Source organism: Streptomyces sp. NPDC031365 (assembly GCF_055569765.1).
This window is the reverse complement of sequence record NZ_JBVIIM010000007.1, coordinates 290,539-298,767: the sequence shown is the minus strand read 5'-3', so window position 1 is coordinate 298,767 and position 8,229 is coordinate 290,539. Positions and strand designations below refer to the sequence as shown.

At 72.1% G+C, this 8,229-nt stretch carries 9 protein-coding genes and 1 pseudogene; 5 read left to right on the top strand and 5 right to left on the bottom strand.

Annotated features, from left to right (window positions below; all coding sequences use genetic code 11):
* Nucleotides 1-145 precede the first annotated feature (145 nt).
* From ACZ5C2_RS14355 to ACZ5C2_RS14340, 4 genes are all read right to left on the bottom strand, one after another.
* Nucleotides 146-352: a hypothetical protein gene (locus ACZ5C2_RS14355; RefSeq protein WP_468790134.1), complete on the bottom strand. Its 207-nt coding sequence runs from the start codon at nucleotides 350-352 to the stop codon at nucleotides 146-148.
* 199 nt (nucleotides 353-551) lie between these two features.
* Nucleotides 552-1,757 (bottom strand): glycoside hydrolase family 64 protein, encoded by a 1,206-nt coding sequence (locus ACZ5C2_RS14350; protein ID WP_468790132.1) that lies wholly within the window; start codon nucleotides 1,755-1,757, stop codon nucleotides 552-554.
* Between the two features lie 297 nt (nucleotides 1,758-2,054).
* Nucleotides 2,055-2,951, bottom strand: a complete 897-nt coding sequence (locus tag ACZ5C2_RS14345) for a Gfo/Idh/MocA family protein (protein ID WP_468790130.1) — start codon at nucleotides 2,949-2,951, stop codon at nucleotides 2,055-2,057.
* A gap of 595 nt (nucleotides 2,952-3,546) precedes the next feature.
* The gene (locus ACZ5C2_RS14340; RefSeq protein ID WP_468790128.1) at nucleotides 3,547-3,960 is read right to left on the bottom strand and encodes a VOC family protein; all 414 of its coding nucleotides are present in this window, start codon (nucleotides 3,958-3,960) and stop codon (nucleotides 3,547-3,549) included.
* A 226-nt stretch (nucleotides 3,961-4,186) separates the two neighbouring features.
* On the opposite strand from ACZ5C2_RS14340, the gene ACZ5C2_RS14335 reads away from it, so the two are divergent.
* The 3 genes and pseudogenes from ACZ5C2_RS14335 to ACZ5C2_RS14325 all read left to right on the top strand — a co-directional run bounded on the left by ACZ5C2_RS14335 (nucleotide 4,187) and on the right by ACZ5C2_RS14325 (nucleotide 6,218).
* Nucleotides 4,187-5,044: an aldo/keto reductase gene (locus tag ACZ5C2_RS14335; protein ID WP_468790126.1), complete on the top strand. Its 858-nt coding sequence runs from the start codon at nucleotides 4,187-4,189 to the stop codon at nucleotides 5,042-5,044.
* Between the two features lie 112 nt (nucleotides 5,045-5,156).
* Nucleotides 5,157-5,838, top strand: a pseudogene (locus ACZ5C2_RS14330) (ATP-binding cassette domain-containing protein); the annotation flags it as partial.
* 143 nt (nucleotides 5,839-5,981) lie between these two features.
* Entirely contained in the window at nucleotides 5,982-6,218 is a 237-nt protein-coding gene (locus ACZ5C2_RS14325) for a DUF5133 domain-containing protein (protein ID WP_468790124.1), read from the top strand.
* A gap of 24 nt (nucleotides 6,219-6,242) precedes the next feature.
* Here the strand turns inward: ACZ5C2_RS14325 and ACZ5C2_RS14320 are convergent, their stop codons facing one another.
* Nucleotides 6,243-7,214 carry a GlxA family transcriptional regulator gene (locus ACZ5C2_RS14320; protein WP_468790122.1) on the bottom strand — a complete coding sequence of 324 codons (972 nt, stop codon included), beginning with the start codon at nucleotides 7,212-7,214 and terminating at the stop codon, nucleotides 6,243-6,245.
* Nucleotides 7,215-7,401: 187 nt separating this feature from the next.
* Here ACZ5C2_RS14320 and ACZ5C2_RS14315 point away from each other — a divergent pair, with 187 nt between their 5' ends.
* Nucleotides 7,402-7,878 (top strand): hypothetical protein, encoded by a 477-nt coding sequence (locus ACZ5C2_RS14315; RefSeq protein WP_468790120.1) that lies wholly within the window; start codon nucleotides 7,402-7,404, stop codon nucleotides 7,876-7,878.
* A 94-nt stretch (nucleotides 7,879-7,972) separates the two neighbouring features.
* Entirely contained in the window at nucleotides 7,973-8,188 is a 216-nt protein-coding gene (locus ACZ5C2_RS14310) for a hypothetical protein (RefSeq protein WP_468790118.1), read from the top strand.
* Nucleotides 8,189-8,229 lie beyond the last annotated feature (41 nt).

Genomic DNA, 8,229 nt, shown 5'->3' with positions numbered 1-8,229 from the left:
CTCCCCCCCCCCCGAACGATCCCCCCCACCCTCCCCCCCCCCCCCCCCCCCCCCCCCCCCCCCCTTCCCCCCCCCCCCCCCCCTCCCCCCCCCCCCCCCCCCCCCCCCCCCCCCGTACGGCCGGGGGAGCGGGGGACGCGGGGACTCAGGGCAGGATCTTGTCGAGGGCGGCGGGACCCTCCTCGGCCAGCTTCCGCCTGGCCCACTCGAGGTTGTGCGGGGTGATGTCCTTGCCGGAGGCAAGAACCAGGTCCTCCGGTGACACATCGGTGCCGGTGCGGGCGTGGAGCAGGCTGTCCGGGGTGGCGCTGTCCTCGGGCTGCCGGGACGCGTCGGGCTGGGACGTCGACATCTTCTGGCTCCTCGGGTCCGGATCGCTGTTGCGGCCCCGGTGCTGTCATCGGGTCCGATACTCACCATTCATCGCGGGAGCCCGCCGTGCATCCGGAAGTGCTCGCGGCGCCGCGGTGAAGGGCCGCCTCCTGGATGCCGGGGTACCGTCCCGGGCGGGTGGGAAACCTGGCCGCCCGGCCTCTTCGGAAGCGGCCCCTCTAGAAGGGCGTGAGCGTCAGCCGCAGGCCCGTCGGAGCCGTGTCCTGGATGTACGAGGCGAAGTCGGCCACGTCGTCGAAGGCGAAGCCGTACGCCCTGCCGTCCTCGGTGGCCGTGTGCATGGCCTTGGCATAGTGGTTGGTGAGCTCGGTCCGGTAGAAGACCGAGGGATCGGTGGTCGGCTGGTCGGGGTGGCTGAGCAGCGTCGAGCGGTTGAAGCCGGCACCCAGCACCGCGGCGACCGGACCGGTGGTGCCGTCGTTGGGGGCGGCCAGGGCGCCGTCGCAGAAGAGGACGTCCCGCGTGGACGGCTTGCCGAAGGAGACCTGGGCGGGCCCGTCGAAGGTGAACCTCTCGCCGCGCACCCGGCCGGTGAAGGTACCGGCGTTGGTGGTGACCTCGAGGTCCTGGCCGGTGTAGGTGCTCCACACCTCGTCGATGTACGGAGCGAGGTAGTCCTCGGCGAACAGACCGGCGTCCAGCCCGTGGCCGGGGGCGATGATCCGGGTGTCGTCGACGACCAGCCGGGAGAACGCCTCCACGTTCTTCACGGCGGCGAACGCGGCCGCGCGTCCGCCCTCGCGCACCGTGCCCGTCGTCTGGTCCTCGGAGCCGGTGAGCCGGATGCTCAGCGGCACGCTGAACATGTCGACCATCGTCGTGTTGCAGAACATGCCGGAGGAGTTGTGGGTGAACTCCGCGCAGTCGTGCAGCACGCCGTAGTTGGGGTCGGAGGTGACCCAGCCCGCCGGGTACTGCAACGCCGCGTTGCCGTTGCCGTCGGTGACGACCTTGAACTTGAGCTTCGCGCCGAGGGAGACATAGATCCGGCCGGACATGTACGGCAGGGAGAGCCTGGTCTCGCCGCCGCCGGACAGGCTGATCGCGTAGTCGGTGAAGCCGTCGGGGCCGTTGTCCGAGGCGGCCACCGGGGTGACGGTGCCCTCGGGGGTGAGCCGCACCTGGCGGCCGTCGGCGTTGCCGACGACGTACAGGTGCACGTTCGCGTTGCCGAAGGAACCGCTGTTGTTGACGATCGTCAGGGGCAGGGCTCCCGCCGCTGCCGCGCCGGCCTTCCGCTCCCCGGACTGGTCCGCGAGGGCGTGCGGGGCGATCACCGCCGCTGCGGGCAGGGCCACGGCGGCTCCGCCGAGAGCGAAGAGGACCTTGCGGCGGCCGAGGGTGCGCTGGTGACGAGGAGTCATGTGGGGTCTCCTGGAGTGTTCGTGCGGGTTCCTGACCGTGCCGGCCGACGTGGGGGAATGCCTGAGAGAGCGCTCTCAGGTGTGCGTCGGGACCGGCGCGCGACATTGATGCTAGGGACACCGACGGACCCCCGCCAACGGTCCGACTTGTCCTCAACCTGCCCTGACCTGGGCATACTGGAAGGAGCGGCGAAGCCCGCACGATCACTTAACCGGCCTTTAAGGGGCACTTAAGCCGGTAGGGTCCGGACGCCACGCAGCGCGCTGGGAGCGCTCCACTGCGCAGCCGGCAGGACGTCAGGACGCGCGCGCCCCGCCGTGCAGCAGCGTCTCCGCCGTGGCCAGGACGCGCGTGACCCGGAGGGCGAACGCCGCGTCACAGGGATGCGATACGCCGGTACGGGCCGCGGTGAGGAGGGCGTCCACGGCCCGGGTGAGAGCGGGTACGACTCCCTCCGAGGCCTCCGGGAGGAGCGTGACGCCCGCGTCGCCGCGCAGTTCGACCATCGCGCCGGCCGCGGCCGGAGGAGCGGTCAGGCTCAGGGTGAGGCTGCTCGACGCGCCGTCCGCATGGTCCAGGACGAGGTGGACGGTGTCCCCGGGGCCGTAGGCCGCCGCCGTGATCCGCCGCGGTTCGCCGAGCACCGGGAGCAGGACGGACAGGGCGTGCGGACCGACGTCCCACAGGGCGCCCTTCTCCCGCCGCCACGGTGAGGCGGCGAAGGGGTTGTCCGCGACGGTGAACACCGCCCCGAGCCACTGCGCCCGCCCGGTGAACCAGCCGCCCACGCGGGCCTGTTCGGTGATCCACGCCTCCGGTCCGGACTGGAAGCGGGTGGTGAAGAAGACCACCGAGGCGACCGCGGCCTCTTCGGCCGCCTCGACCACGGCCTGCCCCTGCGCGACCGTCGGCGCGAGCGGCTTGTCGAGCAGCAGATGGCATCCCGCCCGCGCCGCGCGCACCGCCAGCTCCGCCTGTACCGCCGGCGGCAGTGCGACGGCGACCGCGTCCACGTCGGCGAACAGCGCGTCGACGTCGTCGTAGGCCCGGATGCCGTGCAGGGCGGCCAGTTCCCTGGCGGCGTCGGGACGGCGGCCCCACACACCGGCGAAGTCGAGGCCGTGGTGCCCGCTCAGCGCGGGGGCGTGTGCCACCCGCGCCCAGGGTCCGGTGCCGAGCAGTCCGATCCGCATGCCGCCGCCTCTCCCGGGGACCGGCGTCCGCCGCCGGACCGGAGCCTTCCTCGCGCTCCAGGTCCGTACGATGATCCCTGCCGAAATGCCGTGTCAACAGCCGTTCGACGGGAGAGACGGGACGACGGGCCGGTGCTGGACGGAGAGGCACGGGGAAGCGGGGCGCGGAAGGCGGCGGCCCACGACGCGGATGTCGCCGAAGGCCGGGGGTGCCCCGCGCCATCGTCTCGATCCTCCTCCGCGAAACGGTTGCGAACCGGGCGGGCCGCACGATCGCCGCTGTCGGGGAGTCCGCCGCTGTCGGGGAGTCCGCCATGGAGACACCCGCGCACGGGAACAACGCCCCCACGCCCGCCCGCAGGGCCAGGCCCTGGGCACCCTGTCCCCACACCGGGGACACGGCGGCGCCGGACGCCCTGGCCGCGAGCAGGCCGCGGACCCCGCGAGCCGGCGCCGCGCGCTGCCGGCGGGATCGGCCGCTGCTCCTGCAGCGGCCGGGCCGCCGGCCCTCGGCCGCCCGTCACGTGCGCCCCGGACGCGCCGACACCTGTGTCAGGACGTGCGACACAACGGCGGGCCCGCGCGCCAGCCGAACTCAGCCCTCGGGCTGGTTGATGTTCACCATCCAGGGGATGCCGAAGCGGTCCGTGCACATCCCGAACACGTCGCCCCACATCTGCTTCTCCAGCGGCACGGACACCGAGCCGCCGCTGGACAGGCTGTCCCAGTAGCCGCGCAGTGAGCTCTCGTCCTCGCCGCTGATGCTCACGGCGAAGTTGTTCCCCGGGGCGTGCTCCATGCCCGGTGGCATGTCGGCGCCCATGAGGGTGAAGCCGTCGGTGGTCGTCAGCATGCCGTGCATGATCTTGTCGGATCCCTCGGCGCCGGGCTGCCCGGCATCGCCGAACGTGTTGAGGCGCAGCTCCCCGCCGAAGACCTCCTTGTAGAACTCCATCGCCTGCCGTGCGTCCCCGTCGAAACTCAGATACGGGTTGAGGAGTGAGGCCATGAATACCTCCCAAAAGGGTGCAAAAGGTCGGTTGCGCGCAGCGTAGCGCCGGACACCGGCCCCCGCGCGGTCGCAGGCGGCTCCCGTGGCGCAGCGCCGACTCTCGCGATTCAGTGACCCGCCCGCTGAATGCGTTCGCATTCTTCTATTGGATTTCCGGCCGTACCGGGACCAGGCTGGTACGCGCTTTCCGCGATCATCGAAGCGACAGCCCGGAAGAGGTCACATGCACACCCGACGTATCGGTGATGTTCAGGTCGGCGCCATCGGCCTGGGCGCCATGCCCATGTCCATCGAGGGCCGCCCGGACGGGAGCCGGTCCCTGGCCACCCTGCACGCCGCGCTTGACGCCGGTGTCACGCTGATCGACACGGCGGACGCCTACCATCGGGACGCCGACGAGGTGGGTCACAACGAGACGCTGATCGCCAAGGCCCTCGCCTCCCACCACCGGGGCGGTGACGTCCTGGTCGCCACCAAGGGCGGTCATCTGCGCCCCGGCGACGGCAGCTGGACCCTGGACGGCAGCCCCGGACACCTGAAACGGGCCTGTGAGGCCTCGCTGCGCCGGCTCGGCGTGGAGGCCATCGGGCTCTACCAGTTCCACCGGCCCGACCCCCGCGTCCCCTACGCGGATTCCGTCGGCGCGGTGCGCGAACTGCTGGACGAGGGGAAGATCCGTATGGCGGGCATCTCCAACGCCGACCCGGAGCGGATCCGCCAGGCCGACGAGATCCTCGGCGGCCGGCTGGTCTCCGTCCAGAACCAGTTCTCCCCGGCCTTCCGCTCCAGCGAGCCGGAGCTGCGCCTGTGCGGCGAACTCGGCATCGCGTTCCTGCCCTACAGCCCGTTCGGCGGTATCGCCCGGGCCCGTGAACTCGCCGCGCAGCACGCACCGTTCTCCCGGATCGCGCGGGCGCACGGGGTGAGCGCGCACCAGGTGTGCCTGGCGTGGATGCTCGCCAAGTCGCCGGTCGTCGTACCGATTCCGGGGGCGAGCCGGCCGGAGTCCGTCCGGGACTCGGTGGGGGCCGCCGACCTGGTACTGAGCGCCGAGGAGATCGTGGAGCTGGACGCCACCTGAGACCGTCGCTTCCGTCTCAGCGGGTGGACGCCGCCGGAACCCCTCCCGGGCCTGGTGCAGCCACCCGAGGGTAAGCCCTTACCCGCAGCGCTTACCCAGCAGGGCTTACAGCGACGGGCGCCCCGCCGTGCGCGACTTCACCCTCGACGTCGCCCCCGGGGACCGTCGCCCTGGTCGGCGCGTCGGGCGCGGGCACGTCCACGGTGCTCAACCTCGTGATCGGCTTCATCCGGCCGGCCTCGGGCCGGCTGCTGCTCGACGGCACCGACATGAACAGCCTCCACCTGCGCACCTACCGGCGCTTCCTCCCGGTGGTGCCCCGGGAATCGATTCTGTTCGACGGCGCCATCAGGGAGAACGTCGCCTACGGCATGGACGACGCCGACGAGGAGGCGGTTCGGGCCGCACTGCGTGACGCCAACGCGCTGGAGTTCGTCGACCGGCCGCCCCGGGGCCTCGACACCCTCGTCGGAGAGTGCGGGGCCCGGCTGTCCGGTTGGACAGCGCCGGCGCCTGGCCATTGCCCGCGCCCTGCTACGGGACCCCGAGGTGCTGCTGCTGGACGAGGCCACCCCGCGCCGGGCACCCGCTCGGAGGCGTTGGTGCAGGAGGCCCTCGCCCGGCTGCCGCGAGGGCGCACCACCTTCGTCGTGGCGCACGGGCTGTCCACCGTGCGCGGCGCCGACCGGATCGTGGTGATGAGGGACGGCCGGAGCCAGGAGATCGGCACCCGCGAGGACCTGCTGCGCCGGGGCGGGGCCTGCACGGAGCTGCACGGAGGACAGGCGGCCTGACCGCTGTGCGGCTCCGCCCGGGCGGTCCGACCCACCGGCTCCGCGTGCGTGTGTTTTCGGTCAAGTGCGGCCACTTGATCACATGAGGTGAGTGCTTCTGTCCGGTGGGGGCATACGCAGCGAAAACCAGAAAGGGGCGCTTCGTGCTCGTACCGGACCCCAAGGTCGTGCGACAACTGCTGACGCGGTACGCGACGCTGCAGATCGCTCTGGCGGAGCGGCATTCGCCGGCGGCGGCGCGCGAACTGGAGGACGTCAGCTACACACTCTGCGTGATGACGGGAACGTCCGGCATCCATGACGCCATAGCGCGGGCCGACGCCCTGCTCGGCCGGCCGCCGGAGGCGGACGGTGAGAGCGGCCTGTCCCTGGCCGTCTGAGCCCACGGGACCGCCGAAATCTCGCTAGAGGACGCCGGCGCCGACGGCGCGCCTCCCGCTGAACGTCGAGCGGTAGGCGTGCGGAGTGGTGCCCACCACCTTGCGGAACCGCTCACGGAACGCGGTGGGTGAGCCGAAGCCGGCCTGCTGGGCGATCCGTTCGACCGTGTGGTCGCTGGTCTCCAGCAGATACTGGGCGCGCCGCACCCGGGCCCGCAGCAGCCACTGCAACGGCGTGGTGCCCATCTGCTCGCGGAACCGGCGGCTGAAGGTGCGCTCGCTCATGCCGGCGCGCGCCGCCATCGCCCCGAGCGTGACCTCGTGCGCCAGGTTGTCCTCGATCCAGTCCAGCAGCGGCTCCAGATCCGAGCCGCGGGGCGCGGGCGGGTGGTCGTGCACGATGAACTGGGCCTGGCCGCCCTCCCGTTCCAGGGGCATCACCGACATCCGGGCGGCGTTCACGGCCACGGCCGAGCCCAGGTCCCGGCGAATCATGTGCAGGCACATGTCCAGCGCGGCGGCGGCGCCGGCCGAGGTGAGGATCTGGCCGTTGTCGACATAGAGCACGTCCGGCTCCACATCGACCAGCGGGAAGGCGAGGGCAAGCCGGTCGGCGGCCACCCAGTGCGTGGTGGCGCGCCGGCCGTCCAGCAGCCCTGCTTCCGCCAGCACGAAGGCGCCCACGCACACCGAGGCGATACGCGTCCCCGCCCCGGCTGCCCGCCGCAGCGCGGCGAGCGTCGCGGGGGAGGGTGGCGGCGCTCCTTCGGCGCGGCCCGGGACGATGACCGTGTCGGCGTCCGCCAGCGCCTCCAGTCCACGGTCGACGCGCAGGGTGAAGCCGCCGTCCGCCGCCACCTCCGGCCGCTCGGCGCACAGCCGGACCCGGTAGGGGCGCCGGCCGTCGGGCAGACGCGTGTAGGCGAAGACCTGCATCGGCGCCGCCATGTCGAACGGCACGACCCCATCGAGGACCAGAATCACCACGGAGTGCATGAACTCCACGATAAGCGGATTCCCGCCAAGGCTGGAACCAGGGCATCAGGGTGGTGGTGCACTGAACCAACCGGTCACACGATTGGCGGGAACCCGTTGGAACCTGGCGTTTCAGCCTCTGGGTGATCACGTGTGGGGCCTCTAGCGTGAGCCCGGCACCGCCGATCACACCAAGGAAAGAGCCCCGGTGACCAAGCTTCTGCTGTCCCTCCATGTCCTGGCCGCCATCATCGCCGTCGGTCCCGTGTCCGTCGCGGCCAGCATGTTCCCGCCGGCTGTACGCCGAGCCGTCCCGGCGGAGGGAGGCGACGGCCGTGGCGGTAAGGCGCTGACCACCGTCGCGCTCCTCCACCGCATCTGCCGGGTCTACGCCCGCGCGGGGATCGCCGTTCCCCTCCTCGGCCTCGCCACCGCCCTCGCGATGGGCGTCCTGAACGACGGCTGGCTCCTCGCCTCGATCACCCTGACCGCGGTGGCCGCCGGAATACTCCTCGCCTTCGTGCTGCCCCGTCAGGAGGAACTCGTCGAGCAGCTGACCGAGCACCGGCCGGTCGACCGGCGGAGCACCGTACAACTCGCGATGTTCACCGGGGTGTTCAACCTTGCCTGGGCGACCGTCACGGTCCTCATGATCGTCCGCCCCGGATCGACAACGGGCGCGTGACCGCCCGGAACGCCCACTTCACACCGCACGGGCGCCTACACTCGTCAGTCGCGTCCCCGCACCGGGGCCGCCGAGCAGAAAGGCACGTTGCCGGGTGTTCCAGGATTCCCCCATCTACGACCGACTCATCGCGGAGTGCGGCGACGTGCCCGCACAGGTTCGCCGCGAGGCCGAACGCGTGAGCAGGGAACTGGAGCTGGTCATGCGGCCGCTGCGGTCCCCCGGCCACGGTCCGGGCCTCGACCGGCCGCAGTCACCGGGCAACGGCTGGCAGCGCACGGCTCTGCTGCCCGGACCGCGACCGCACTGACCCCGTGTGCTGACGGCCGCCCTGCGACCGCGGTGACGACC